Annotated in this window: 20 protein-coding genes and 3 pseudogenes; 7 read left to right on the top strand and 16 right to left on the bottom strand. The window is 34.1% G+C overall.

What is annotated here, in order from left to right; all coding sequences use genetic code 11:
- Positions 1-412: 412 nt before the first annotated feature.
- Positions 413-1,693 (bottom strand): LuxR C-terminal-related transcriptional regulator, encoded by a 1,281-nt coding sequence (locus BM371_RS14645; protein WP_034679509.1) that lies wholly within the window; start codon positions 1,691-1,693, stop codon positions 413-415.
- A 330-nt stretch (positions 1,694-2,023) separates the two neighbouring features.
- Here BM371_RS14645 and BM371_RS21040 point away from each other — a divergent pair.
- A pseudogene (locus tag BM371_RS21040) lies at positions 2,024-2,346 on the top strand (IS982 family transposase); the annotation flags it as partial.
- Positions 2,347-2,417: 71 nt separating this feature from the next.
- A pseudogene (locus BM371_RS21035) lies at positions 2,418-2,524 on the top strand (IS982 family transposase); the annotation flags it as partial.
- Positions 2,525-2,863: 339 nt separating this feature from the next.
- Here BM371_RS21035 and BM371_RS14635 read toward each other — a convergent pair.
- The 5 genes from BM371_RS14635 to BM371_RS14610 all read right to left on the bottom strand — a co-directional run bounded on the left by BM371_RS14635 (position 2,864) and on the right by BM371_RS14610 (position 11,341).
- A complete protein-coding gene (locus BM371_RS14635; RefSeq protein WP_034679512.1) occupies positions 2,864-4,738 on the bottom strand; it encodes an autotransporter outer membrane beta-barrel domain-containing protein in 1,875 nt (624 codons plus the stop codon).
- A 468-nt stretch (positions 4,739-5,206) separates the two neighbouring features.
- On the bottom strand, positions 5,207-5,548 hold the full coding sequence (locus BM371_RS14630; RefSeq protein WP_034679514.1) for a hypothetical protein: 342 nt from the start codon (positions 5,546-5,548) through the stop codon (positions 5,207-5,209).
- 540 nt (positions 5,549-6,088) lie between these two features.
- Complete coding sequence (locus tag BM371_RS14620; protein ID WP_131431024.1) at positions 6,089-7,075, bottom strand: hypothetical protein; 987 nt, start codon at positions 7,073-7,075, stop codon at positions 6,089-6,091.
- Between the two features lie 1,056 nt (positions 7,076-8,131).
- Positions 8,132-9,775 carry an AraC family transcriptional regulator gene (locus tag BM371_RS14615; protein ID WP_051883067.1) on the bottom strand — a complete coding sequence of 548 codons (1,644 nt, stop codon included), beginning with the start codon at positions 9,773-9,775 and terminating at the stop codon, positions 8,132-8,134.
- A 1,182-nt stretch (positions 9,776-10,957) separates the two neighbouring features.
- The gene (locus tag BM371_RS14610; protein ID WP_074958762.1) at positions 10,958-11,341 is read right to left on the bottom strand and encodes an RNA polymerase sigma factor; all 384 of its coding nucleotides are present in this window, start codon (positions 11,339-11,341) and stop codon (positions 10,958-10,960) included.
- Between the two features lie 574 nt (positions 11,342-11,915).
- On the opposite strand from BM371_RS14610, the pseudogene BM371_RS20795 reads away from it, so the two are divergent.
- Both BM371_RS20795 and BM371_RS20790 read left to right on the top strand, forming a co-directional pair.
- Positions 11,916-12,053, top strand: a pseudogene (locus BM371_RS20795) (type 1 glutamine amidotransferase domain-containing protein); the annotation flags it as partial.
- Positions 12,007-12,312 (top strand): type 1 glutamine amidotransferase family protein, encoded by a 306-nt coding sequence (locus tag BM371_RS20790; protein WP_228376812.1) that lies wholly within the window; start codon positions 12,007-12,009, stop codon positions 12,310-12,312. The pseudogene BM371_RS20795 and the gene BM371_RS20790, both read left to right, overlap by 47 nt.
- Before the next feature lie 58 nt (positions 12,313-12,370).
- Here BM371_RS20790 and BM371_RS14595 read toward each other — a convergent pair whose 3' ends face one another.
- The 8 genes from BM371_RS14595 to BM371_RS14565 all read right to left on the bottom strand — a co-directional run bounded on the left by BM371_RS14595 (position 12,371) and on the right by BM371_RS14565 (position 19,176).
- The gene (locus tag BM371_RS14595; protein ID WP_081874599.1) at positions 12,371-13,375 is read right to left on the bottom strand and encodes a S41 family peptidase; all 1,005 of its coding nucleotides are present in this window, start codon (positions 13,373-13,375) and stop codon (positions 12,371-12,373) included.
- A gap of 160 nt (positions 13,376-13,535) precedes the next feature.
- A complete protein-coding gene (locus tag BM371_RS14590) occupies positions 13,536-13,724 on the bottom strand; it encodes a hypothetical protein (RefSeq protein WP_034679524.1) in 189 nt (62 codons plus the stop codon).
- Positions 13,725-13,936: 212 nt separating this feature from the next.
- Positions 13,937-15,151 carry a serine hydrolase domain-containing protein gene (locus BM371_RS14585; RefSeq protein ID WP_081874600.1) on the bottom strand — a complete coding sequence of 405 codons (1,215 nt, stop codon included), beginning with the start codon at positions 15,149-15,151 and terminating at the stop codon, positions 13,937-13,939.
- Between the two features lie 59 nt (positions 15,152-15,210).
- Positions 15,211-16,281 (bottom strand): serine hydrolase domain-containing protein, encoded by a 1,071-nt coding sequence (locus BM371_RS14580; protein ID WP_034679525.1) that lies wholly within the window; start codon positions 16,279-16,281, stop codon positions 15,211-15,213.
- Between the two features lie 190 nt (positions 16,282-16,471).
- Entirely contained in the window at positions 16,472-17,038 is a 567-nt protein-coding gene (locus tag BM371_RS14575) for a 3-keto-alpha-glucoside-1,2-lyase-like domain-containing protein (RefSeq protein ID WP_228376813.1), read from the bottom strand.
- Positions 17,039-17,179: 141 nt separating this feature from the next.
- The gene (locus BM371_RS20785) at positions 17,180-17,557 is read right to left on the bottom strand and encodes a hypothetical protein (RefSeq protein ID WP_228376814.1); all 378 of its coding nucleotides are present in this window, start codon (positions 17,555-17,557) and stop codon (positions 17,180-17,182) included.
- 158 nt (positions 17,558-17,715) lie between these two features.
- Positions 17,716-18,240, bottom strand: coding sequence for a hypothetical protein (locus tag BM371_RS20780; protein WP_228376815.1), 525 nt, complete (start codon positions 18,238-18,240; stop codon positions 17,716-17,718).
- A gap of 66 nt (positions 18,241-18,306) precedes the next feature.
- Positions 18,307-19,176 (bottom strand): AraC family transcriptional regulator, encoded by an 870-nt coding sequence (locus tag BM371_RS14565; protein WP_034679527.1) that lies wholly within the window; start codon positions 19,174-19,176, stop codon positions 18,307-18,309.
- Between the two features lie 247 nt (positions 19,177-19,423).
- Between BM371_RS14565 and BM371_RS14560 the strand changes: the two genes are divergently transcribed.
- On the top strand, positions 19,424-19,795 hold the full coding sequence (locus tag BM371_RS14560) for a hypothetical protein (protein WP_034679529.1): 372 nt from the start codon (positions 19,424-19,426) through the stop codon (positions 19,793-19,795).
- Positions 19,796-19,828: 33 nt separating this feature from the next.
- Positions 19,829-20,095 carry a hypothetical protein gene (locus BM371_RS14555; RefSeq protein WP_034679531.1) on the top strand — a complete coding sequence of 89 codons (267 nt, stop codon included), beginning with the start codon at positions 19,829-19,831 and terminating at the stop codon, positions 20,093-20,095.
- A 336-nt stretch (positions 20,096-20,431) separates the two neighbouring features.
- On the opposite strand, the gene BM371_RS14550 is transcribed toward BM371_RS14555, so the two are convergent.
- Positions 20,432-21,253: a DUF4249 domain-containing protein gene (locus BM371_RS14550; protein WP_034679532.1), complete on the bottom strand. Its 822-nt coding sequence runs from the start codon at positions 21,251-21,253 to the stop codon at positions 20,432-20,434.
- Positions 21,254-21,271: 18 nt separating this feature from the next.
- On the bottom strand, positions 21,272-23,647 hold the full coding sequence (locus BM371_RS14545; RefSeq protein ID WP_034679534.1) for a TonB-dependent receptor: 2,376 nt from the start codon (positions 23,645-23,647) through the stop codon (positions 21,272-21,274).
- A 256-nt stretch (positions 23,648-23,903) separates the two neighbouring features.
- On the opposite strand from BM371_RS14545, the gene BM371_RS14540 reads away from it, so the two are divergent.
- Entirely contained in the window at positions 23,904-24,950 is a 1,047-nt protein-coding gene (locus tag BM371_RS14540) for a sensor histidine kinase (RefSeq protein WP_034679538.1), read from the top strand.
- Positions 24,951-25,007: the final 57 nt, after the last annotated feature.

Below are 25,007 nucleotides of genomic sequence, written 5' to 3'. Positions count from 1 at the left end.
GGAATATTGTTATTATAAATGAAAATGTTCGAGATGTTGACTGTTCGATAAATATCTCAGCATTGGCAAAAAAGATGCCGATCCGAATGATTCCCTACCCATTGTACAGTTGTCGAAATTTTGGTCGCTTGAAAATTAATGACAATATTTTTGCAATGGCCAATTTAATTCCCGGTTAGTAACTTGATATCAATGTTTTCCAAACTATATTTTTTAAACATTAAGTGTGGGCAAGTATATTGCTAAGCAATTAATAAAATCAGTAATAGAAACAGTAATTGATATAACAGAATTCTAAGATAATTATGGAAATTTGTAAACAAGTTAATGTATAAATGAAAATTAATAACAATAAATGGATTGTTGACAGGGATAAATGGTCTTTAAAACGTCAAACCAAGATCATATTTGACTACAGTTCCTTTATCGAATTCAACCATACATAAAGGTCAATTTCTGTAGAAAGATTTAATTTCTTACGTAGGTTGTAGCGGTTACTTTCAATTGTTCTAATAGATTTAAAAGTATAATCGGCTATTTCTTTATTTGAAAAACCAAGGGATATATAGGCAGAGAGAGAAAGCTCTGTGGACTTTAGATTTGGATTTATCTTCAAGATATTCTTATGAAATTCTGGATACACTTCCTGGAACCTTTTCAGAAAATGCGGATTATTTTCTTTTGCAAGTTCAAGCACTTCACTAAAAGAAGTATTGGCTTTTAGCTTAAGCTCAGCAGCTTCTTTTTCTTTTTCTGAAATAATGATTTCTTTTTGTTGTAAATCTTCTTGAGAATTTAAATTCTGTATTTTCAATTTTCTTTTCTGTTTGCTGTAAAAAACAATTATGGCAAATAACATAATGAGGAAAGCAATACAAGCCACAATCATTTTCTTAGTAAATGAAATATTCACAACTTCCATTTCATCATTCAAAATATTTTTTAATGTAAATTCTGTATTCTTCTTTTTATTTTCATTTAAATCATCGCTAAATAAAGAAGATTTTTTATAATATTCTTTTGACTTTTTTGTGTCTCCAAATGACTCGTATATTTCAGAAATATCTTGATAAACGGTTTTTAAATTTGTGTTTTCATACGGATTACTTTCAAGTGCTTTTGCTACCTTTAAATAAATTTCCAAAGCTTTTTTGTGATCTTTACGCATAAAATAATATCGTCCTAAGGAGATGTTGTAATCCGTTAAGATGAAATCGGGCTGGTATTTGGTAATGACGCTATAGGCTTTATCCAGGTATATTTTTGTGGAGTCTAATCTATGTCTTAATTCTGTATTACTGTTTGCAAAAGAAATATAAGTATAGTACAGATCAATACATACTTTTTCTGGTGGGCACTGTTCCAATATTTCTTGAGAAATACCCATATATTTATCTATTTCATCTGCATTTTCTGGTACATAATCGTATATGAGTCCTAAATTAAAATAGCCAGATGCGAGCATCTGCTTTAAGGCTACGTCGTCTGTATCTTTAGGGATTGCATTAATTAAATTCTTGAAATTTTCTGAAGCTTTCTCTTTATAATTTAATTGGTTGTAGATAATCCCTAAATTTTTATAGCAGGATAATTTATAAATTAAATTCTTGTTTGTATAATCCTCCTTTAGAGCATTGTTTGCACTCTCTATACTTTTTGTATAATGACCTAAAGATGAATAATTGACCATCATTTTCTGGTAGGCGCGAGCTCTGATTGCAGAATCATTTAGCTCTATTCCTATTTTTTTGCCTTATTTGAGAATTCATTGGCCTTCTCGAACTGAAATAGCAGATATAAAGAATCTTGCTTTTTAAGATATTCATAGGCTAAAACTTCTTTTGTCTTCTGTGAAAAACTAAATTGTGAAAAAAAAAGAAAAAGCACAAATATTCTAAATATCGACATATTATTAAGTTATAATTTAAATCTTTAGTGCATTATATAAAAGGCTATCCATGCTACAAAAAAGTATAACTTGTGTTGATTACCAACTAAATTCAACATGAATAACTAGAAAGCAATTTACGATTTTATTCTAAAGAATTACGGCAATTATATCCTACTGCAAATTTTTATTTTAACCAATAACACTAAAATTAATAGATTTGGACCTCATTGCTTTAAATATCACTGTAATATATTTATCAGCAGATTCAAAATATCGGCTATATCAGATATCTTGCAAATTCAAAACTTAATGGAATGACTAAAGGATTGTTTTTAATTTAAGGAAAAGGAAACTATTCCTGCATATGGAAAATCTCAGAAAGCTTAGAGTTAATCAATTCGATAATGTTGAAAACACTTTCATAGTAGATTCAATGCCATTGGAAATTGTAAAAATGCTTGAGCCAGTTGCTCGAAAATATGCAAAGAGAATTAATTCTCATTTCCAAGCCGGAAATTATTGCATTTGGAAATCGAGCTATTATTATAGTTATAAATTGCATGCTGTACCTTCTGTTGCTTTGGTTTTCAAAGTTTTAACATTTCTGCGGCAAGCATTCACAAAATTCATTTTTTTTAACATTAAAAATCAACAACTACAATATAGATAATATTGATTTCTTAAACTAAGAAAGCTAGTAAAAGCTTAAGCATAAATAAAAATTTACGAAGGTTCTATTTTTGAGGAATACAAAGATCTCTGTTAGAAAATACTGAAAATTTTATCCAAAGTTTTGAAATTGTCATTGCTAACCAAAACAGAGCGCGGGAAGAATTTATCCCGAACTCTGTAACCTTTTGGCTAATTAAATAGCCGATATGAATGGTGTTACTATTATTAATTTTACTTTATAACAAAATGTAGATCCGGAATACTCACAGGATAGATCATTTTTAATTGTATTTATTAATATTACTGGGCGATACATTTTACATTAAATGCTCTATTACCAGCCTGCATTCCACCCCCGAGACCAGATTGACCAAGAAAGGCAGGTTTTGTATTGTAAGGGTTTACATTACCTATAGTGCTTGTATAGTAAGTCCCTCCTTGGCCTCTTCCTTGAAGATTTCCCGGACCGTTTACTGTTCTAAATCCTCCTGCAGGAAAGGTTATTTGTACATTTCCACTTTTGAAGATTATGGCGTTGTTATAATTGTTATCATTTTCATTCCAATTATTGCCATAGACTTCTAGATTTGTATTTGCAGCTAATGTCTGAAATTCTGTTAAGGTTGGTAAACGAAATCCGGAAGGACAAGGATCATAAGTTGTATTTTTTACAGGTGAGGTTTCTGAACCTGTATTCCATCTTTGTGCAGGATTTGCCGGTACGGGCCAGTTGTTATCAAAACCTGTTATAGGACCTGAAGAAGTGTATCCCGTTGCAATTACCGCATTTCTTCCATATTGATAATAATTACCAATCAGAGCTTGTGATTGGGGATTGGCGTTGGGATCGAGGTTCGTATTCGCTCCTAAGTTATGCTGCATCCATATTTGTCCACAAATCCTTACTGATTTTTGTCCGTTATGTATTATGTAATCGTTATTTATACAACCAGCAGATATTGCACTTACATTTACAGATTTTGTACAATTTTTATCAGCTAAATTGACTGTAATATTCATATTTCCACTAGTAGTAGGAGTTCCAGTTACATTATAAACTATATCCGTCACTGATCCTCCTGTAAAAGTACCTGCTAAACTTGAAAATGTGAGTCCGTTGACTGTAAAGCTCTCCGCGGGATAGGTTGTTCCATCATAAAAACCTCCGGAATTCGTAAAATACTTTATGGTATAAGTTCCAGTATAAGGTTGTCCTGCTATCAGATTGTCAGGGTTTAAAACCGGTTGGTATGACCCTGTGCCACAATATAGAGTAAGTCCTGTTATGATACCGATATTTAATGATGTACACGATTGTCCGCCAATGATTATTTCGTTGATTATGATACTACCTGTTGAATCAGGAACCCCTGAGACATTGTAAATAATTTCGCCATTTCCTATTACAAAATTCCCGGCATTTCGTGTAAATGTAAGCCCTTTTAATGAAAATGTGTCTGAATTATAAGATCCACCATTACCACCGGTATACTGAATTTTTAACACTCCAGAGTAATTCTGGCCTATAAACAATGTAGTTGGGTTTAGCTGTGCATTACAATTTAAGGTAGTAACAGTCCCGACGGTTGGGATTGCTGGTCCTACGCTGCGGGTAAAGCTGCAAGTTTTTCCTCCTATATTTACCGTAAATAAAGCGTTACCGGTTCCTGATGGATTACCCGTAATGTGAAAGACTAAATTCCCAGAACCATTGTTTAAATTTCCAGCTTGTAAAGTTGCGACCAATCCTGTAACTCCTGTAGAGTTTATAGCCACCGCAGAATATGAACCACCATTTCCTCCAGAATATGGAACGCTTGTTTCTATTCCGGAAGTGTAGGCTGTACCATAATAAATAGTTCCAGAATGAGTAGCAGCGTTGCACTCCAAAGATAGAACGGTTCCCTCATTTCCAATTGGAACGCCAAGGCAGTTAGACCATGCGTTAGCTTGATAGGCACGCACGCATTTTTTGGTGCTGTCGTAAAGAATCATACCGTTCTGGGGAGAAGATATTTCGTTCTCAGGACTTGCCACTCTATTTAAATATAGAGCTTTATTGTTAGAGCCAAGTTCTAGATCTGAACTGGGATGGGGCGTTTCGGTATTGATTCCGACCTGTCCAAACATCATCGCACTTGCGACATAAGCAAAAATGATAAGCATTTTTTTCATCAAATATGTTTTTAAATTAGTATTAAATTTTAAAAAGTCCAGAAATTATCACGAAATTAATTTGTTTAACTCTCAACTTTAATACTGCAAAATTATGATGATTAAAAAGCTTTATCCTAACATTGCATTGGCAGAATTCTGGAAATATGCAAAAGTTCAAATCTAAAAACACTAGCAAATACCCACTTGTGTTTTTTTAATTTCTGTTGCAACAATAATATAGAAGAGCTGTAGTACAGATCTAAGATACTTTCTGATAGTATTGTACGCTTATCTTATGAAAGAGGTGTGAAATGGCTTCTTTGCAAAAAATAAATCGGCAAAAAAATCCAAATTTCTTGCCGATATTGCAATTAAGCTGTGCATGGGTGATTAAAACATTTGATGTGTGATCATATCTGAAATTGATTGTAAAATCAAAATTTGGAAGGCACTTTTAAATTAGAAAGTCAGATACCTTAACATCTTTTATTTGACTATAAACAATTTTTTCCATTTCGTAACCGTATTCCTGCTAAGGCGGAAATGGCAGGCCAGCTCAGTATTGTTTAAGCTGTTATTTTTCTGGTATTCGAGTATATGAAGTATGTCTGATTGACCGTATGCACGATAACTCTGATTTCTTTTTATTGATTTTTTTTCTGAATTACCAAAAATCATGCTGTTGAGCTTAATAACTTCCAGTGCTGAGAGACTGTCTTTTTGCATTATAGCTTTGCAGGAAGAAATCTTCTCAGGATATTTAAATTGTAAAATATCCCAATATATGAGCTTATAGTCAGGCTTTACTCTGTGTATTTTAGTATCCATTTGTATAAGGTGGTTTTAGGTATTTTGTATCGTTCTATTACTTGTATCTTTGTCATTTCTCCCGACTTTATTTTTTCCAAGATAAAATCTACTACTTCCTTTGTGTAGATGTTCTTACGAAAGCTGGGCAGAGATGTCTTTTTGCTGATATTATCGGGCGAACCTTTAGAGTTTTGCGGGGAATACAGGATCAGGTGTTGTATATAAACCCTGAAAAAGTCGTACTCCAGCAATTTGCTCCATTTTAGAAGAGTTTCAGTATCTTGGGTCTTGGACTTGTACATTAAATCAATTTCAGATTCTGCAATATTAAAAAAATTACAGATTCTCGATGATTCGATCCCCAGTTCCTTAACCAGCTTTTGTATCATAGAACCTATATGAATTTCCCGATAGTTCATTTTGGCTTTCTAATATAAACGGAAGCCCGGAATGCTTGTATAAGCGTTAATAAATTTCCGGGGCTTGTCGCTTTTGTTGTTAACATTGCTATTTCAACTTAAAACAATTATCAATGGATACTGTTTTCTATATATGAAATTATAGAGCTGTGACACTAAATAAGGCTTTGAAGTCGGAAATGTTTGCATAAGTAAAGTTTGATGGATAAGATATGCCTTCATTGCTTGACCCAAATGCATTGGTTCCGTTTAGATAAATGACGGTATTTAATGTGTCACCAGCACTGAGTGAAACCATGCCGGTAACTACCACAGAATAGCGTAAGATCGATTGTCCCGGAGTCGCCCACCTGATTGTCGCATTATCCATTATATTAGTACCTGCAGAAGGATTTCCTCCACAGTTTTTTCTAATTTCAAGATTGACTGGATAGTAAAATCCCATTTCATTCCTGTTGGGCGCTGCATTGGGCATGATGTAGGCGGTAATGAGGTAGATACCAGACTGGGAAACAGTATAGGTACCTGTGCTGACATCAAATCTGTTATTAGGGTCAGTGACTGTATTATCAAATTTTTGAAAAAATCGCTGATTTACCGTTGTTCCGTTTGTTCCACCATTCGTTATAGAAGTGGAACCGGATGATGCGTTGCTTAAAGAGATTGATGCTAATGTTGCGGAAGCGGGATTGACCGGTCCCCATTCTGTTGCTCCTAAATCATTAGTTTTTAATACGAAACCGTTTGAGGGGGTATTGGAAGGCAGAATAATTGAACGGTCTGTACCCAAATTTGATGGAGCTTTCAGAGAAACTGAATTTGTACCATTTGATGAGTTTTCGTAAAAGTTAATTGATGAAGCGTTTCCGGTAGAGTTTGTATTAACATTAATGTTTCCTGAGACATCCAATTTTGCACCGGGAGTAATAGTTCCTATTCCTACTTGTCCACTACTGGTAATCACTACGTCATTCATTTGCTGGGCTGAATTTGGCATTCCTGTATTTGGATTGTCCTTGCTTCCATCGACATGAAATACCTGCTTTGGATTCTCTGTGTTTATGCCTACTTGGGCGAATGCTATGGTTGAAAATAGCATGAATGTAAAAAAAATCGTTTTTCTCATTGTTTTATATTTAATAATTTTACTAAAGTGTTTATCTATAATCATTATTGTTTTGAGTATCGCAGTAAATATTTGAAAAGTTGTAGGAATCAAAATTTATTTGAGTGGTAGTCGTGACTCGGCTTTTTATTGTAAAAAACATCTTAATTTTTTGCCGATATACTCCAAGCAACTATTAATAAAAAAGTCTCATTTTGACTTATTTTCAATTTTTAGTCATCTACGTAATCTGGAGACAAATTACCGATGTTTTTTTGTGTAACTACAAAAAAAGCACTACTTAAGTATTACTGTTGTTTAATAATGTTTTGGTTATCAATGTATTATAGGTTTTGTAATTGAACTGAAATTTAAATATGCTAAAATGTCCTCATAGATCACAGCCATTAAATTGACGTATTTTATTCTCCAGAATCTAGGAACTTTGTTTAAAAAGTATTTAAATCTAGTCTTTTATTTAAGGTAACGAAGACTTAAATGGATCAATAACTAAGTACTTTAGCAATACTATTATTTTGAGTTTAAACAGTGTGTTATTTTGTTTCGAATATATATTATTGAATTCACTATTTGGGTGGTAGAGGATAGCACAGTATTTTTGTAACATATGCATTCACAAATTACAGACTGGGACAAAGCCGTCCCATTTTCTGTAATTTTTCGAAGAGGATTTTAAATTTCTATAATCCTATCTACTATTTATAATAACATTGTGTTTTGATATGTATGTACTTTTTCTAAATTTAAACTGCAGTTTAAGCAAATAAATTCCAAATGCTTCTTGTTGTATTTTACATGTCTTGTAGTAACGATTTTAAACTTGAAATTCTTAGCTGAACTTCATTGAGACCACGCCGGTAGAAATCGTACAAGTAAAGTTCTTTTTGTTCACTTATTTTATACATTAACATTAGATAAGCGAACTTTGTTTGTTGTGCTTTGATAGTCATTGATGTTTTTTATTTCCATACAAAGATATCTGTTGGTAGTATCGAATCCTAAATTGACATTGGTAGAATTCCGGAAAATAACAAAACTTTATTTAGTATTTGTTATTTATTTACTTGTGTTTTGATTGAGTTTTTTTAGCTGGTTTATGAATTCTGATGGAGACATACCCTGTTCCTCTTTAAAGATATGTGTGAAACGACTTTGAGATGAAAATCCACATATTTCGGACAAATAACTGATTTTATAATTCAAATATTCAGGATGATTATAAATCTTATCAACAATAAAATTTATTTTAAGTCCGTTCACATAGTCATTAAAATTTTTGTTGCGATGTATTTTTAAAACGTAGTTCAAATATTTCGTATTGGTTTCAAGGATTGTTGCAAGATTGGATTGCGTAAATCCTTTTTCTGTAAATGCTGTTCCTGTTTCAAATATCGTTAACCTTGTAATAATATCTTTTTCCTTTTCATCAGAAATCATTTTTGTGTTTTTCTTAACAGCTATTGTAGAATTCTCATTTATTGTTGAGTGCGAAAAATCAACATTTTCCAAAATATTTTCTTCCTGTCTTTTTTTTCTTTCTTCTAATTCACTTACAATTTCATCAAACCTTATTTTTAATTCTTTTTTCTTCCTGTGAATTTTAATAAACTGAAAATAAAAAATAATAGATAGTATTGAGAAAATTCCAATAATAGAAAGCATTGTCTGGAAATTATGCTTTTCCATTATTCTTTTTTCTTGTTTTTCATTATTTAGTATGGATCTGACCGCAAACTGAATATCTTTACTATTTTTATTTTGCAGTTTTTCATACTCCTTTTGATAAAGTTCGGAATAATAATTTTTATTGCCGATATTACCCATTTCTCCCGAGAGCTGGGACAAATTCTTATACAACTCTGCCTTATTTAAAATATTATCAATTTTGAATTTAATGATGTCGTCCAGAGCTTGTTGATAAAACAAAATTGCCTTAGATTTATTTCCAATCTCTTTATAATAATCCCCGAATGACTTCAAGCTCATGTATTTATATTCAATATCTTTCCGGACTAGTTTATAACTTTTATTAAAAAAATAATAGGCAGAATCATAAACTTTTCTATTAAGGCAGATGTCTCCTTTGATCATATATATGTTATATATTTCTCCTTCTGAATCTAAAAAGTTTTCTTGTATTTTTATTGACTTATTAATGTATTTATCAGCTTTGTCATATTCCTTCCTTCCGGCAAGATTGGCAGACATTCTTGCATAGGTACGGGATATCAATCTCTGATATTCATGATTTTTTTCATCTTTAGGAACAAAAGATAAAATATCAATATATTCATTGTATTCCTGCTCAGGTAAGCCCATTTTTCCATAATTGTCACCTTTGAACTCTTTAAAAAGGACTTTTAAAACATGATGATCGACAGTTGCCTGCTCTTTAAGGCCCTTGTCCAGATAAAATAAGCTTTCACTATACATATCAATAGAAAGTAGGCATTTACCCAGTATCAAGTAAGATTTTGCCCTATTAAAAGAATCTCCATACCTTTCGGAGAGTAGTGAAGCTTGCTTGGCATATCTCATTGAACTTACAGCATCTCTGAGTATATACTTATCGGAGTTATTCCATAAATTCTGGATCTCTTGTTGTCGCTTTTCGTCTATCTGAGCACATAAAAATTGAGACAACAGAGAAAAAATAATAATGGTTATGTTTTTCAAAAAATAATAGTAATTTTTATTCATTTGTAATGGTACTTATTTAAAAAAAGTCACAGTTAATTTGGCACAAAATCAAAATTTATCCACTTTAATTCGTAGGTAAACGACGATTCCAATTTCAGATAAAATTTAGTTTGGTGTCTTTTAAATGTTTTCAATCAAGATCTGGGAACAGTGATTTAATTCAAGCTGATTATTTTGAGTTAGTAGCAAAATATTTGTTCCGGAATTAATAAAGTGATGCATGTGGAATCGTAAAAAAATTATATTGACATCAAAATATCAAACTGAAGAAGGTACTCTTATCTGCAGATGATCGAATTAATTAACTTTTTCACACAAGTAATTTATTCGTATATTATTATTTATTGTAATTATTAGATCAAAAAGATAAATAGCATTAGATAATGAGTAATATTTTATATCTGTAATTATTTCATAAAAGATTTACTTTATTAATGCTTAAATTTATTGAATAAATATTTTTATGTTTTTTTTAGTGCCAAATGTACTTCCAATATATTTAGTGTATTTATCACATAAATAATGGGTTTGAATATTACTATCATTTTGAATAAATGCATATGAATTTTTCAAACTTTAAATATTTGAAATTTTATATTAAATAAATTATAGACAATAGAAATAAATTCAAAGTACTTCGAGCAATTTAATGCTAATGCCACTTACTCATATATTGCTGAAAAAAGTTTATTACAAATTTTTTTTATATTTTATGGTGATAAACTTGTTGCAATTTAATAAAAATTCACTAATACAGTATTAAATTAGTGAATTTTTTAAAAACATGTAAGTGTGAAATTGCGATGCCAAGTGCATAAGATTTTTACAGCGGCAGGATGACGACCTACAACCGTAAGCAAAAAGTCACGCGAGAAGCAAATATTATGGTGATGACAGCCGATGTGTACTATAAATGAAAATTTTATGTCACCATGATCTATCAAAACGCAATGTGATTTAAATTTGACTTGTTATAAAAGAATCATGAAAGTATATATAAATTTGAGCAGTTATAATGACCAAAAATTTATACCATTTTTTTGAGGTGAATAAGTTTCGTTTTCTTCAGGAAATGGATTTTAGTAACGGTGAGTAAATATTCTTTTTCGATGATTCATGATTTTGATTCTTTGACGCAAATTTATAATGTTGAGGTGAATCACTTTAGCACATTGAACAAAGCTATGCAATATGTTGAACTTTACATTCATGCTCCAGTACATCGGTAAATTCAATTGATACCGAAGGATAGCTTTTCTGGTGGATGATGAATTTACGACCTTTATTTTCCAAATATTTTTTTGTGGATTCTATGGTTATCTGTACAATCCATGATAGGAAACTCAACTTGTTGTTTGATACTATTGGAACTGGCTTGTTCCAGATCGTAATGAAAGTCTGCTGTAATATATCTTCAGAGTATTTTTCAGCGAGACCTAAACGAATCAAGAAACCGTAAATCACAGGACTGTATAACGTATAGATTACTTCAAAATGTTTTCTTTCTCGGGATATGAGGAAAATAAATAATTCATTGTCGGAGTAGGCTGGTCGATGATTTGTCATGATAGGGTATAATTCTTTTAGTTTGTACAGACTCTTCTTCTAAACCACCATGATATTGCTGTTATGTATCAAATAACAAATGGTATGCTAAACTTATATTAATATGTTAAAATCAACATAAAATAGGTTTATTTAATAGAATTGTAGTAATTTCTTTTAAGATTTAAGCAGTTGGTTTGGTTGAACATACTATACTACGTCGATTTATTTTTAAAATCTGAAATGACAATATTTTTTGATAATCCCAATCATTACTTCGACTTAACCTAGTACTAATTGCCAACTTATATTTTGTGAAAAGTTATTGCGAACTAAGGTTAGTAAAACACAAATAATTTTTCAAATAAGCTGGAGCTTTTCAATTTTAATCGAGAGTTCTCTTAAATGATTTAGCTTTTTTAGTTTCCTCCTGAGTATCTTTTATTGAGATTCTATTTGGAGATCCATCTATTTCATCATCTCAAAAGGATGCCACGCGAAGAATGGCCGATGATGTAATTTTAAAGGAGAAGTTAAAAAAAAACGTAAACTATCGGAAGTTAAAAGCGAAGATTTTGATGCGGTATTTTATCCTGGTGGACACGGTCCTTTTTGGGATCTCGCTGAAGATAAAGTTTCACAAGACCTTATTGTTGATTTTTATAACAATCATAAACCAGTAGCGTTTGTGTGTCATGCACCCGAGGGCTTTAAAAGATGTAAAAATACATAGTGAGTATCTGGTAAAGGATAAAAATGTCACAGGGTTTACCAATACCGAGGAAGATGCTGTTCAACTGACTGATGTTGTTCCGTTCTTGGTCGAAAATATGCTTAAAAAGAATGGTGGTATATACAGCAAGATAGAAGACTGGAGCCCTTATACTATCGTTGACCGGAGATTTGTCACCGGAGAAAATCCAGCTTCTTGTGAAAAAGTTGCAGATGAGTTATTGAAACTAATCTTATGGTTTAAAACATTCTACTATTAAAGCGGCATTTTTTGCCGCTTTAATAGTAGAAATATGGTCTGAATCGTAATATTCAAAACTACTTTTTTAGCAGCTGTATTGCTTTTATTATTTTGCGGTCCTTATCAAGGTTATCTAAATTGTCTCCGCCCATAACCTCTATATCCGGTGTTATATTGCTTTTGTAAACTTTCTGGTTCCTATCCACTACATAATCTGTAGATAAATTGATCCCTGCAACCTTGTTGATATTGAAACCTTGAACTGCGGTGGTATAGTTGGCTGTAGCTTCTCCGGCGATAAAGGTCTTATCCCTTCCGATAAAAGAGATGGCGGTCATTTCGCCCGCGCTTGCGGTATAGCAGCTGGTAAGGACGACGACCGGCAAATTTCCTATAGGTCTTTTTAAGACCAGTTTTCTTTCCAGTTCCACTCCGTCAATGATCATTTTACCGGCTTTGATCTCCCAATTTCCTGTCGGTTGATTTTGAGAATCCCTAAATCCTCCGAAGGCAATATCATTTCCAATGAATTCTTTGAGCCCCAGTAGTATCGGGTACATATTTCCTCCTGTATTCAACCTCAGGTCAATGATCCATCCTTTTATTTTATTTGAATTGATGTTGTTGATGTGAGAAACAATATCATTCGCAATACTGTCTACCTTTTTAAATGCAAAATCATTATTTCCCGGGATCCTGATGTATGCAAACCTTTTGTCTATTAGAGTGCTGACCACTTTATCTTCACTTTTTATCTTGTTTTTAAGATATGGGTTTGAGGCCGCCAAAGCTTTATCCCAGCCATAGGTCTTGCCTTTGTATTTTAAGCTGCCGTGGTGGTCATTGAGGTCTTTGAATACTTCTTTATAAAAAGGGGCGACCTGGTCCAACGATTGAACGTCTTTCGACCTGTTGTACAATTCACTTTTGATCAGATCCAGATTTTCGGTGTGTATTGAATTTAACCTTATCAACTCTATAGACTTGTCGATAAAGTCTTTTATACTGTCATTTTTGAATTGTTGGGGCATCAGTGATGTTGAAATGAGAAGGAAACATGCGAGCAAAAAATTCTTGTTCATAAAATAGGTTATTTGGGTTCCGCATCGGTTTAAATGACTATAACTGCTATGGACCTTTAGGATGATGCTTGCAAATCTATGGATAAAATAAACTTTAGCAATTATGAGATGATCGATCCGGAAAAAGTCTTATCAGGTGATACTGGTAAACACTTACAATTCATTTATAATTTTTCTGATTTGAAAATTCCTGCTGACCTTTATCTGTGATAAAGAAATATTTGTCACCTGAACTTTCTTTTGCGATCCAGCCTTTTTCTATAAATTTCTCCATGAGCAATGCTCCTAATTTTCCACCCAAATGGTCATAGCAGGACTTTGCCGGTTTTTTAATTTTCTGTTCGGTCATGATGTTGTTATTGTGATTATTCTATAGATTTGGATTCAAATCTTCAAATATGAATTCCGTTACGTATAAAATTACAAATTTTCAAATAAAAAGAATTGAAAATCTGAAGGTCAGCTAAAAAAACATATTGGTCTGTCTGGTATTTGTACTCTGTTGTACATTTGAACGCTTATTTCAATAATGGAATGTTTGATCTTCTACATTTTAAAGATTCAGTTTTGTAATAATCCTGATCTCAATTTAATACCGTATTTATACAAGTCTTCATAGATATAGAAAAATTTGTCTTCATCTGCCTCCCTCAATGAGGTGTTGAAAAATACGATTACAGCTACATCTTTCTTTACATCAGAAAGCATAAATGTTCTGACGCCTGGATCTGAACCATTGTGGCCAATTCTTGTACCTCCCATTTTTGTTGCCCAGAAAATTCCTGAATTAAGCTTGTCAGGTTTGACATTATCAGGTGTATTAGATTGTGTGAACTGAAACCGAATCATTTCTTCTGCCAGTTCTTTTTTCAGTAATCTCGTGTTATTGTATTTTCCATCATTCAGCAGAGTGATAAAAAATCTTGAAAGTTCATCTACAGAAGTCCTGACACCGCCATCTGGATAAGTTGTACCTTCATACAGCGGTATTGACTTTATTTTATTGTTTTCCTTTTGATAAAGTTTGGAGTGGTTATTCGAGTTGATCTCCGATAGATTCCAACCGGAGTTTTTCATCTTTAAAGGTTTGAAAATATATTTTTTACTGTATTCACTGAGTTTTTGTCCTGTTCTCAGCTCAATGATATAGCCGGCTAAACCTGCACCAATATTGGAATAGTCGCGATTTGTACCTGGTTTAGAATTTATAAAATTATCTCTATCGTAATGCTTTCCACCTTTTACAAAATAGTTTTTTAAGAAATCACCCAAAGGCTCTGGTTTTTGACCATTAGAAACATAAGTACTGTCCGTGTAGAAAGGATAACGGTCTGCAAGACTTGAAGTATGGGTAGCCAGATGTCTCAGGGTAATTTTCTCATTGGGAAAATTAGGATTGATGACTTTGAAAGGCAGATAATGGTTGATATCTTCATCCAGATCGACCTTTCCTTCCTCGACTGCTTTCATGATGCAGAATCCTGTAAAGGTTTTACTAATTGAAGCAATGTTCATAATGGTTGTGGGCTTGAAAGGAATTTTATTTTCTTCGTCTGCATAACCATATCCGTTCGTCCAAGCCAGTTTTTTATCGATGATAATGGCGGCTCCGATTCCGATGATTCCTGCGTCATTCATTTTCTTTTCGATAAGGCTGTCAATTGATCTGGTTGGTTGCTTTTGAGTATTGATAATACTTTGAGCCGATAGGTTCTGAAGACAAAGTAAAATGGTCAGAGATAAGATTAATGAAAATTCTGCCTTAAGTTTTTTCATGATATTAATATTTTTGATGGTTGAAGATTGTTGTTTGATGGAGTATTATCCACCTGAAGTTATTTAACTTTGGAATTTTCCATAGTTAATTTTGCAATGTCTCTTATCAGCTGAGTAGGAGAGTTGCAGTCACAGTTACTGAATCCAAGTATATAAGAATCCTCACTTGGAATGTAAACAGCCATCGATTTGAATCCGAAGATACTTCCGCCGTGTTCACGGGTCGGGATTCCATTGATGTTCTTCAAATGCCAGCCGTAGCCGTATTCTATCTCCTTGCCGTTGTTAAGTTTGTATTTGGTAAAAGCTTTCGTCTCTTCTTTAGAACTTAATAGTAAGTTTTGATTTAAAGCATTCTGCCATTTAAGCATGTCATCCAAAGTAGACATCAATGAACCTGAAGAAAACGGAACGCTGAAATTAATGACTGTTTTATTCACGTAACCGGTACTTTTCTTATGATAGCCAAATGCCCTGTTTTTAATGATCTTCCTGTCACTGGCATAATAAGAATTCGTCATTCCTGCTTTGTCAAATATATTCTTCTTTATAAAATCTTCATATGTTTCGCCTGATACCAACTCAATGATATAACCCAGAACGACATATCCTGAATTATTATATTCGAATTTTTCTCCGGGAGCGAAATCGGCTGGTTCATTCTTAAAGAAATCGACCATCTTTTCCGGGGTCATTTCTTTTTGGGCTATGTCTTGCAGGGCTTTCATTTTCGTAAAATCCTTGATACCTGAAGTGTGGGTCAGAAGATGATGGATAGTGATCTTATCTCCATTGGGATATGAGGGAATGTATTTGGAAATCGGATCACTGACCTTTAATTTTCCTTGCTCTTCCAGTATCAGAATGCCGATGGCCGTAAACTGTTTGGTCATCGAACCGATCTGAAAAACACTATTCGTATTCAGCTTCGCATCCAATTCCAGATTGGCCATCCCGAAGGCTTTTTCATAAACAGGCTTTCCTTTTTTGGAGATAAGGAAAACGCCGCCGGGTTCATTGATATCCTTAAATTCTGATTGGATCAGACTATCAATTTTTCGACTCAGATCCTGAGCCTTCGAAAGGAAAGAAGACAAAACAACAAGACTTAATAATAAAAATTTTTGCATTGAGTTATAATTTATACAAAGATATATCTATTTATAAATACTATGCAATACAAAGTAGTAAATTCGTTGTAAGCTTATAAATACTTTATACAGATCCTAAGAGCATGCCGGCTAAAAAAAATTACCATTCTGTTAGAGAATAGTATCAATCAAATTCTCTTAATATGTACAAGGCCTGTACCCGTATGAATCAATTTGAAGGGGTAATTTTAAGATTGCGGAAGTAACCCTCTGTGCCCACATCTACAAATAAACCAATAGCCCCAGAAATATCTGCTCCTTGCTTGAGGTCATTCACAATAAGGGAAGGCTGTTTGTCTTTGTTTAAAAAAAGCTTTGCCTGACTGCCTTTGATCTCAATTTTCATCTTGATCCATTCGTTCAAACCCATATCAGCATAGGTCTCATATTTCTCAGGATTCTCTTTTCTCAGACGTTCATATTTATAATCTGGAAAAGAAAAGTATTGAATGGAGTGATTCCGTCTTACCTGATCTTCAGCTCTTCCATTTGTCGGACGTATATATATTGATTCAAATTTGGAACTGGTTTCATTGATCCTAAATGCCAATCCGATAAATCCGCGGTCTGTTGGAGAAGCTGTAGGAAGAAGCCGGCTTAGAACCTCTACCTCGATGATGCCATTTTTAAAATTAATGTTCTTTATCCTTACAAATGTAGGTTCGTCCGCTTCCTTTATAATAGGATCTTTAACGACCCTTACAATACTTTCACCTTGTGAATGATCAATTTGCATACTGACCTTATTAGGTATAAGATTGCTACTGTCTAAATTTACTTTTTGGCTGTATGCACTTTCTGCTGCAAAAAGAAAAAGAAACAAAATTATTCTTGTATTTTTCATATTATTTGATGGGCATAAGATTAGCACCTGTATTTATAGTGTTCGTTTTTTAAAAAGCCCGGCATTTAATTCTGAACCTTTCGAACCTTCCGCCAATTGCAGGTAATTGCGTTTGCTCTGGTCTTTTTCAATGACAATGTTTCCTGTGGTCTGTATATTTTTCATTTCCAGAAAATCCGTTGAGGTGGCATCGCTGTCGCTTAAGGGGCCGTTTCCATATCCTGCCAGTTTATTATAATTGACAAACATACAATCAGACGCTTTGTATCTGCGCTGACTTCCTTTTTCCCTTATCCATATGGTACTTGTGTTCGCGATGATATTGTGATGAAAGTCAAAATCATCTCCATTGGTTCCCTGTGTTGTCCAGACCCCGCAGAAGTATCCGCCATAGACCAACGAATGTCTCATGGCACTGCGGCTGCCGGTGCTTCCATCGTTTTTCCAGAAGACAACAGGGATCTTACAGTTGAAAAAAACACAATGGTCGATCACCAGACCGTAACCATTGGCTATGACACCAACGTGTAATGGCATTACATCTACATTCCCTGCAAACAGGCACTGGGTTACCAGAAGTCATCCAGTTTTTTTCCATCACGCCATATAGGGTAGGAGCGACGCAAATTATCATGATCGAGATAAGTATAATCAGGACTGCCTGTAAACCTTAGGCCTTCAATGGTCACGTGGCTTACCTCGGTCTGTATGCCTTTCGCTTCTTCTCCGCCTATGCCGGGCTCAAGGGGTACCGCTGTTATGATGACCGGCATTTTATCGGGTGTCCAGTTTGCATCATCCGGCATCACTTCTGCGCGAATGATAAGACGGTTGTTAACGCTGTATTTATCATTGTTAAATAGAACAGTTTGAGTTAAAATATGAATACCTTCTGAAAGAATGATCGTTGTTTCTCCTTGCTGTTTGTTCAGGTTGACGCGTCTGGCAGCCTCTAAAAGGTTCTTTAACGGCTGAGCCTTAGTTCCTGAATTGGTATCACTTCCTTTCAGGGGATCCACATAAAATTGCTCTGCCCTGATCCAAAGCAGATTCATAAACAAGATTAAAAGACCGAGTGTTGCAGATTTTATCATATTCTTTTTTCTGTAAAAGTAGAAAGATACGTCGCCTGAAAAAAGGTCATTTTATCTTTAAAGTTGTCATTTTATACTCTTCCGGTATTGCTGCGGCGTGATGTGCGTGATCTTTTTGAAGAAACGGTTAAAGTTGGACGGGTCAGAGAATCCCAGCTCATAGCAGATCTCTTTTGCGGATTTATTCTGATGCAGCTGTTTCTTTATTTCTGAAACCAGCTTGTGATGGATCATCTGCTGCGCTGACAATCCGCTGAACTGCCTGCAGATCTTATTGAGAAATCCTGGACTGATATTAAGCGCTCTGGTATAGGACTCAACGGTCTGGTCCTGTAGGAATCTTTTTTCCAGCAGCGACCGGAATCGATAGAAATCCGCATGGACATAGGTATCCGGCTGGATATTGTACGTACCGGCATAATAGCGGTTGAGTACGATAAGCAGTTGGTAAAGAATTGACCTGATCATATGATTGCTGTCATTCCGGATTTGCCCGAATTCCAGTTCTATTTCCTGCACAAGTTGCAGGCATTTCCTGAATGATTGTTCATCGATCTGCATTTCAGCGGGATGCGAATACTGATGAAAGTACTGGAACCTGTACAGAAAAAGTTCATCCGAAAAAAAGAGATGGAGAAAATCTTTTTCAAAGAACAGCGTGTATCCCTTGACCTGTTGTTCAATTTCCCACCGGCGAACCTGCCCTGGACTGGTAAATATGATGGTTTTCGGTTGAATTGAGACTTTATTCTCGCCCAGTGCCAATGTTCCTGAACCTTCTGTGATGAAGATAATTTCGTAAAAACTGAGTTGATGCAATGTGCCGTCCAGTACATAATTTTTCAGAGTTTCAATACGTCCTATATCCAATAGAAGCTCCGATCCATATTTGAAGGGCAGAAAATGATAGGTTTTAATTTGGGGAATCGATGCCATCTTTTATAATTTCTTAACTTTATAATGGACACGTTAAAAATACAAATTTTTGTTGTCATGAAAACCGAGAATATAAGTGTTGCCTTGATGGGAAATCAGTTTATCTTTTTATTGGCTTTTCTTTTCTGGGAAAAGGTATAACATATCTGTGATTTTAACCCACGGGCTTTTATTATATGAGGAACACTATTTATTTCAATTAGCAATATCTTTGCTCATAATTTTTTTTAAAACGACGGTCAATCACATGGACGATCAAGAAGTCTCTTATCACGTCTATTCGACGGCATCAGTAATAGGTATTTTGAAGCTAAACGAAACGGTCAATCTTGATCTATCTAAAGGCAGATATGCTTTTGGCGGTGGCAAATCCTATGCGAACTATTACTACGACCTTTTGTTCTCAGAAGATGACCATACTTCAATCGGGATTCGTATTTCTTCCTTGCTAAGAAGTAAGATCACCAACAATGAGATCTATACTCTTAGAGGGTTTATTGAGAAGAGCATCAAGAATTCTTACATTGAACTGCGTTTTGTCGTTGATGAAATCGTTCAACAGGAAGAAAGATCGATATCTGAGGAAGAGCTGCAGAAAATATGGGCTCATCCAGAATAAACTTGACGTGGGATCGAAGTATATAGAGACGCTATGCTCACAGATGAAAAGGTCAAGGTCGCTAATATCTATGGTAATAATGCGATCGTGCAAAGGGACTTTTCAGAAGGACTCGATGTTTCATCGCAGTATTTTAAAATTGATAACTACAGTTGCAACATTATATCGTCAACAGCGATCATTTCTACACTGAAAGAAATTTCAGCTTTGGATTTTGATATTGTTGCTTTGGTAAAAGCATCTTCAATTCTTGATGTTGGTCAAATGTCTGGTAATTCATCGGGTTTTAATTTTCCCTAAAAATAAAAAATAGGCTAAACTTGATCTAAGAATATAGATAATCGTAGCAATACTATTATATTTGCCGTCCAATTTAATGAAGAGGATTATTTGATTATTTGGTGCGTTCAAAGTGCTGCGCAAGTATATAATAAAAATTAATTGTCAGTCTTTTTTTATATCCGATCTCCTATTGGTGAAGATATGGCTTTTTGAAAGTTGCGCTCACATTTCCCCGTAGAATTAAGAAAACTTTCTGTGGAAGAATTAAAAGATAATATTTTAAATTATAAAACCCTTCACTAGTAAAGGGTCTTATAAATAATGCATTTTTGTAAAATGCGAAATAAAGATAAGCTATTGAACCGTATAATCTCTTAGAGCCACTTCTGACAATCTGAAATATCCGTAAGCAAAATTGCCGCTGTTAGTCTGGTTGATGATATTACCCCGAACATCCGTTGGTGTTGTTGAAAATGGATTTCCGTCATTTCCTGAAGCATTCAGGAGTTTTCTGAAATATTCATAATATCTTTTCGATATTCCGTACAATTTTATGTTGACGATATCTCCGGGTTTCAAATCTTCGTTGGAAAAATAAACCGGCGTCAATCCTCCCTGCGTATCGTCATCATCTTCAACTTCATATTGTGGAAAAGCAACCTGAGGAATTTTATTGCTGTATAAATAATAATTGAGTTGAGAGCCGTCATCCTGATAATAATAAGTGATTTCGATTTCGTCACCTGCTATTCCGCCTTCGTTGTTTTGGTCGATATTGTTTTCGATTTTTACGACACTCATCATTTTTTCCGTTGCGGTGTAAGTTTCTCCGTTTATAATAACTTTTAGGGTATAAGTCTCTCCAATCACAGGTTGAAAATTGTTGCATACATATTCTCCCGTTCCCGTATTTTCTACGAAATTAAAAACCGTGTTAGATGAATTTGAAACGGTAACAGTAGCACCGGAAACTATTGGAAATTCTTCATTGTAATAGGCTGTGGTCATAGAAAGTTTGATTTTTTGCTCGTTCCCCGTGGTGTTTTTTTGCCAATCGATAGAAGCATCAATTACCAATCTTGGTTCTGCTGTATCTAAGTCAACATCTATTACATCTTCACAAGAAACCAGAAGCAATCCCAATGCTATGATAAAATATTTTCTGAAAAAATTCATTTTTATATGTTTTTAGAATTAAAATTTAAAATTATAGGTCACACTCGGAATGATTCCGAAAATTGATATTCTGCTGGCTTCGCTCAAGCCGGTATCGGTATTTTGTCCGAATGTTAAAGAAGCTGCATTTTTTCTTGCATAAATGTTGTAGATGCTAAAAACCCATTCGCTTTTCCATTTTTTATTGCTGTCAGCTTTGGGAGTATAAGTTGCCGAAATATCTAAGTGATGATATGCAGGAAGCGAGTCTTCATTCCGTTTTCCATAATTGGCAACCGTAATTCCTTGATATTGGTATTTGCCGTTCGGGAAAGTTGCAGCTCTTCCGGTCTGATAAGTGAAAATTCCACCGAAACTCCATTTTTTCGTAAATTGATATGCTGCAGTCAGTGAGAGATTGTGGGTTTTGTCATAATTTGCTCTGTACCATTCCCCGTTGTTGATTCCCGGTTCTTCGGCAGTTCTTCCCGGTGCTCTTTGTTCTGCTTTCGAAAGTGTGTAAGAAAGCCATCCCGTAAGTTTTCCCGTATTTTTTCTTAATAGAATTTCTAATCCGTAAGAACGGGCTTCACCTGTAAGTAATACTCTTTCAATAGCATCATTTGCAATTAGGTCTGCGCCATCCACGTAATCCGTTTTGTTTTTGACTTTTTTATAAAAGACTTCAGTTTCCAAAGAATATTTTCCTGATTTAAAATTTTGAAAATAACCTAATGCGACTTGGTCCAGAATCTCAGGTTTCAGATATTGGTCAGTTGGAGACCAGATATCAAGTGGCGAAATGGAAGCGGTATTGGATATTAAATGAACATACTGGCTCATCCTGTTATAGCTAGCCTTTATAGATTGATCATTATTGAACGAATAAGCGACTGCTAAACGAGGTTCCAAATTATCAAATGAAATAATTTTTTTGTTTTTTCCATAGTCAACAGTTCCGATCGGCGTTCCTTCTTCGTAAATTTTTAATTCCGGATTGTAAACCACAGCCTGACCGTTTTGATAAATATTTCTTTTTTCATCTCCCAATCTTTGAAAATTACTGTATCTGAGGCCGTAATTAACGGAGAGTTTATCAGATAATTTCTGTTCTGCATTAATGTATAGTGCGCTTTCGAACGCATATTTCTTCGCTATTTGTCTTGGAATTACCGGAGAATATTCATCAAAAGGATCAATTGTCCCAGGATTAAATTGATAATATATTGCATTGATACCATAGCTTAGATTGATCTTATCTGACAAATAATGTTTGAGATCGTATTTAAAATTATAATTCTTGATGTCAGAATTCCAGTTCAGCCCGGCGAATTTTATTTTCAAACCGTAATCGTATTTACTATAAATTAAGGAAGCATTCGAGAATAGTTTATCAGAAAAGATATGATTCCATCTTATATTGAAAAGTGAATTGCCATAATCATTCATCAGACTATTATTAAAGCTCATATCGTCTTTACCGAAATAACCGGAGAGATATAAATTGTTTTTATCATTGATCTTGTAATTCAATTTGGCATTCAGGTCATAGAAATAAGCAGAATTGGGTTCATCTGCCAGTTTCAGGAAAAGATGGGCATAGGAAGCTCTTCCTGCAATCACGAACGAAGCTTTTTCTTTCGCAATTGGACCTTCTACGAGCAATCTGCTCGATACAGCACCAATTCCTCCATTGGCGTGAAATTCTTTGTTATTTCCTTCTTTCTGATAAATATCTAAAACCGACGAAATCCTTCCTCCGAAATTAGAGGGAATCCCGCCTTTGTACAATTTTAAATCCTTAATCACATCCGAATTGAAAACCGAGAAAAACCCAAATAAATGGGATGTATTATAAACCACAGCTTCATCCAGAAGAACAAGATTCCCGTCCGCAGAACCACCTCTCACATTGAAGCCCGAACCGCCTTCCTGCGCATTGGATACACCAGGGAGCTGAAGAATGGATTTCAAAACGTCCACTTCTCCCATCACTGCAGGCATTTTTTTTATGGCTGCTATAGAAAGTTTATTCACGCTCATTTCCGGTGTGCGGATATTGGCTTTTGTTGTGTTTTTTGTGAGAACAACTTCGTCAATATTTTTGGTACGACTATTTTCATTGAGAACGAAATTTCTTTTTGTGTTTTCGGTTAATGAAATTCTTTCTTCGAAAGTTTCAAATTCCGAATTGCTTATCACAATAGTATAATTACCATGTGGAAGGGTGATAGAATAAAAACCATAAGAGTTTGTAACCACCGTAATATTGGCTTCCGGAATAGAAATAATTGCGCCAATAAGGGTTTCGTTGTTAGATTTGTTGGCAATGGTGCCGCTGAGTGTTACCTTCTCTTGTGCAATAGCAGTCATTGAAATCGCTAGAAACAACGGGATGTAAAGTTTGTTCTTCATTATCGTTTTAGATTCATTTAAATTCTGAAGCAAAGCTATCTTTGGACAAACCTCATTATCTTGTAATTATACGAAAGTGATTGATTTTTATATGAAAGTATATGTTTCAACGACTAAATTTTTTTGGCTTAAATGATTTCTCATTTGAGAATGATGTTATTTTGGTTTTCGTATAATAAAGACATACTCTTGTATAAAAAATCCGGTTATAATTGTTGTAAACTTTACATTTGTTATTATTAATTTTTTTGATGGAATGAACAAAAATTTACAGAATAAGTTTATCAATGAAAATCGGATCTTCCAATTTATCATTTCTCCGGAACATCGGATCTATAGACATCTATTACTTATTGTTTTCAGTCTTGTGGTTTTATATTACAGTAATCCTGAATATTTTGAACCAATAGAGACATACAATCGGCTGTTGATTTTTTTTCAGGTTTTTTTGCTTTCTTATATCAATATGTATGTTTGGGTTCCCAGGTATCTTTTCAAAAGCAAATATTCTATCTATGGATTGTTTGTGTTTTTATATGTCATTTTTTGGGCATTTACACATCATTTGGCAGCATATTTTTTCAAACCCTATCTTTTGCCTTATCAGGATGACAAAATTAATTTCCTGTCATTGTCTTTTGTTGTGATCGTGCTCAGTATTGCTTCTGCATTTATAAAATTATTTCAGCAATGGATCATCGATGCACAACTTATCAATGAATTGGTAAAAGCTAATGCCCGTACCGAATTAGAACAATTAAAAAATCAAATCAATCCACATTTTCTATTCAATATGTTGAATAATGCTAACGTGTTGACTCAAAAAGACCCTAAAAAAGCTTCTCAGGTTTTGTTTAAGTTAAGTGATCTGCTGCGCTACCAACTATATGACAGTACAAGAGAGAAAGTTTTGCTAACAGCGGATATTCATTTTGTAGAAGATTTTCTTAATTTAGAACAGATAAGACGTGACAATTTCAGTTTTCTTATCTCGAAAGAAGGTGCAATAAGTGGGGTGCAGATTCCACCTTTACTGTTTATTTCATTCGTAGAAAATGCAGTAAAACATAATAACGATTCTGTAAAATCATCTTACGTCCATGTTTTTTTTGAAGTAAAGAATGAAGCATTGATCTTTCGATGCATCAATTCAAAACCGCTACAAAAAACCATTTCTCAATCCGGAGGTCTAGGATTAGTGAATGTTAAACGAAGACTAGAATTATTATTTCCAGCCACCCATTCACTAACAATTGAGAATAATGAGCAAACCTTTTCCGTTTATTTATCGATGACATTTTAAGATCGCTACATACTAATTTGTTGAGTAAAATTGAAAGTAATTATTATCTTATAAATT

Source organism: Chryseobacterium formosense, from assembly GCF_900116415.1.
Taxonomy (GTDB): domain Bacteria; phylum Bacteroidota; class Bacteroidia; order Flavobacteriales; family Weeksellaceae; genus Chryseobacterium; species Chryseobacterium formosense.
The sequence above is the reverse complement of the archived record's forward strand: the minus strand, read 5'-3'. Positions and strand labels throughout refer to the sequence as shown.

Bases quoted from the DNA above. Each gene is read 5' to 3' on its own strand.
- BM371_RS20785 (WP_228376814.1), bottom strand. From the start codon at position 17,557: ATGAGACATTCGTTGGTCTATGGCGGATACTTCTGCGGGGTCTGGACA.
- BM371_RS14575 (WP_228376813.1), bottom strand. From the start codon at position 17,038: ATGCAAATTGATCATTCACAAGGTGAAAGTATTGTAAGGGTCGTTAAA.
- BM371_RS14590 (WP_034679524.1), bottom strand. From the start codon at position 13,724: ATGACCGAACAGAAAATTAAAAAACCGGCAAAGTCCTGCTATGACCAT.
- BM371_RS14580 (WP_034679525.1), bottom strand. From the start codon at position 16,281: ATGCAAAAATTTTTATTATTAAGTCTTGTTGTTTTGTCTTCTTTCCTT.
- BM371_RS14630 (WP_034679514.1), bottom strand. From the start codon at position 5,548: ATGGATACTAAAATACACAGAGTAAAGCCTGACTATAAGCTCATATAT.
- BM371_RS14550 (WP_034679532.1), bottom strand. From the start codon at position 21,253: ATGAATTTTTTCAGAAAATATTTTATCATAGCATTGGGATTGCTTCTG.
- BM371_RS14540 (WP_034679538.1), top strand. From the start codon at position 23,904: ATGAACAAAAATTTACAGAATAAGTTTATCAATGAAAATCGGATCTTC.
- BM371_RS14595 (WP_081874599.1), bottom strand. From the start codon at position 13,375: ATGAACAAGAATTTTTTGCTCGCATGTTTCCTTCTCATTTCAACATCA.
- BM371_RS14635 (WP_034679512.1), bottom strand. From the start codon at position 4,738: ATGAAAAAAATGCTTATCATTTTTGCTTATGTCGCAAGTGCGATGATG.
- BM371_RS14545 (WP_034679534.1), bottom strand. From the start codon at position 23,647: ATGAAGAACAAACTTTACATCCCGTTGTTTCTAGCGATTTCAATGACT.
- BM371_RS14620 (WP_131431024.1), bottom strand. From the start codon at position 7,075: ATGAGAAAAACGATTTTTTTTACATTCATGCTATTTTCAACCATAGCA.
- BM371_RS14560 (WP_034679529.1), top strand. From the start codon at position 19,424: ATGGACGATCAAGAAGTCTCTTATCACGTCTATTCGACGGCATCAGTA.
- BM371_RS14555 (WP_034679531.1), top strand. From the start codon at position 19,829: ATGCTCACAGATGAAAAGGTCAAGGTCGCTAATATCTATGGTAATAAT.
- BM371_RS20780 (WP_228376815.1), bottom strand. From the start codon at position 18,240: ATGATAAAATCTGCAACACTCGGTCTTTTAATCTTGTTTATGAATCTG.
- BM371_RS14615 (WP_051883067.1), bottom strand. From the start codon at position 9,775: ATGAATAAAAATTACTATTATTTTTTGAAAAACATAACCATTATTATT.
- BM371_RS14645 (WP_034679509.1), bottom strand. From the start codon at position 1,693: ATGATGGTCAATTATTCATCTTTAGGTCATTATACAAAAAGTATAGAG.
- BM371_RS14585 (WP_081874600.1), bottom strand. From the start codon at position 15,151: ATGAAAAAACTTAAGGCAGAATTTTCATTAATCTTATCTCTGACCATT.
- BM371_RS14610 (WP_074958762.1), bottom strand. From the start codon at position 11,341: ATGACAAATCATCGACCAGCCTACTCCGACAATGAATTATTTATTTTC.
- BM371_RS14565 (WP_034679527.1), bottom strand. From the start codon at position 19,176: ATGGCATCGATTCCCCAAATTAAAACCTATCATTTTCTGCCCTTCAAA.